Origin of the sequence: Rhizobacter sp. (assembly GCF_031412495.1) — a bacterium.
In the GTDB taxonomy this organism is placed as follows: Bacteria; Pseudomonadota; Gammaproteobacteria; order Burkholderiales; family Burkholderiaceae_C; genus Schlegelella_A.
The window spans coordinates 1-2,011 of the sequence record NZ_JANODC010000461.1; the positions used below are offsets into that span (position 1 = coordinate 1).

At 70.6% G+C, this 2,011-nt stretch carries 2 protein-coding genes; one reads left to right on the plus strand and one right to left on the minus strand.

Annotated elements, in window-relative coordinates:
* Window positions 1–1,009: diaminopimelate decarboxylase (gene lysA / locus AC30N0_RS17230; protein WP_489519123.1), on the plus strand; the 1,009-nt coding region annotated here is incomplete at its 5' end.
* Between the two features lie 13 nt (window positions 1,010–1,022).
* On the opposite strand, the gene AC30N0_RS17235 is transcribed toward lysA, so the two are convergent.
* A partial coding sequence (locus AC30N0_RS17235) for an ABC transporter ATP-binding protein (protein ID WP_489519124.1) occupies window positions 1,023–2,011 on the minus strand: 989 nt, incomplete at its 5' end.

A 2,011-nucleotide genomic window follows, 5' to 3' on the forward strand; every position in this document is an offset into this window, starting at 1 on the left:
CGAACGGGTGATCGCCGCGGGCGGCGACCCGTCCAGGGTCGTCTTTTCCGGCGTCGGGAAGACGCGCGCCGAGATGAGGCGTGCCCTCGAGCTCGATGTGCTGTGCTTCAACTTGGAGAGCGTCGACGAGCTCGAGGTCCTTGCATCCGTGGCGCTCGCCGCCGGGCGCCGGGCGCGGGTCAGCCTGCGCGTCAATCCGGATGTCGACGCCCGCACCCATCCATACATCTCGACCGGGCTGCGCGCCAACAAGTTCGGCATCGCGCACGAGGCTGCGGCCGCCGCCTTCGAGCGAGCCGCGGCGTTCCCGGCGCTCGAGGTCGTCGGCATCGATTGCCACATCGGCTCCCAGATCACGGAGCTGGGTCCCTACGTCGACGCCCTCGATCGGCTGCTCGATCTCGTCGAAGTCGTCGAAGCGAAGGGAATTCCGATCGCCCACGTCGACGTCGGCGGCGGGCTGGGCATCACCTACGCCGAGGAGTCGCCACCGGCGGCCGGTGCACTGATCGCGGCGCTCCTGCAGCGCATCGACGAGCGCGGCCACGGCCACCGCAAGCTGTTGTTCGAGCCCGGTCGCTCGCTGGTGGGCAACGCCGGGCTGCTGGTGGCCGAAGTGCTCTACCTCAAGCAGGCGGCCGAGAAGAACTTCTGCATCGTCGACGCGGCGATGAACGACCTCGTGCGCCCGGCGATGTACGACGCCTGGATGCGCATCGTCGAGTGCGTTCCGACTGCCGTGGAGCCCGTGCGCTACGACGTCGTCGGGCCAGTCTGCGAATCGGGGGACTGGCTGGGCCGCGACCGCAGCCTCGCCGTTCGTGCCGGCGACTTCCTCGCCATCCTGTCCGCCGGCGCGTATGCGATGAGCATGGCCAGCAACTACAACACCCGGCCGCGAGCCGCGGAGGTGATGGTCTCCGGGCACGACTGCTGGCTCATCCGCGAGCGGGAAGCCTTGGCCGACCTCTTCCGCAACGAACACCTGTTGCCGGTCACCCCGGGCTGACCGGCCGGCCGGCTCAGATCCGGCCTTCCTCGACGGCGTGGCAGGCCACGCGCGCGCCCTCGATGGCGAGCAGTGCCGGCCGCTCGGTCCGGCAACGCTGGTTGGCGTGCGGACAGCGCGGATTGAACGCACAGCCGCTCGGCGGGTCGAGCGGGTTCGGCACCTCGCCCTGCACCGGCGTGCGCGCCCGACCGCTCATGTGGATGTCGGGTATGGCGTCGAGCAGCATGCGCGTGTACGGATGGCGCGGCCGGGCGAACAGCCGGCTCTTGTCGGCGAGCTCGACGATGCGGCCGAGATACATCACGCCGACCTGGTCGCTCACGTGGCGGACGACGGCGAGGTTGTGCGAGATGAACAGGTAGGTCAGGCCGTGCCTGGCCTGCAGATCCTTCATGATGTTGAGGACCTGCGCCTGCACCGACACGTCGAGCGCCGACGTTGGCTCGTCGCAGACCAGGAACTCCGGCTGCGTGGCGAGGGCACGGGCGATCGAGATGCGCTGGCGCTGCCCTCCCGAGAACTGGTGCGGGAACTTGGCGGCGTCGGCGCCGGCCAGCCCGACGGAGCCGAGCAACTCGTCGACCCGCCCGCGGATCCGGGCCCGCAGCTCCCTGCCCGCGAGCGGTGCCGCCTCGCCGAGGCCGTGCTCGCGCAGGGGCTCGGCGACGATGTCCTGCACCTTCCAGCGGGGGTTGAGGCTGGCGTAGGGGTCCTGGAAGATCATCTGCATTCGCCGCCGGATGGCGTCTGGCCGCGGGCCGCCCTTGGGCCCGGCGGCCTCGATGCCGTCGAAGACGACGCGGCCGCGGGTCGGCCGGTAGAGCCCGACGAGCAGGCGCGCGACCGTGCTCTTTCCGCACCCCGACTCGCCGACGAGGGCCAGGGTCGTGCCGCGCTCGATGACGAAGTCGATGTCGTCGACGGCATGCACGAACTGGCGCGGCTTGCGCTCGGCGACGCGGTTCAGCCAGGGCGCGGACACGTCGAAGGTCTTGGCGA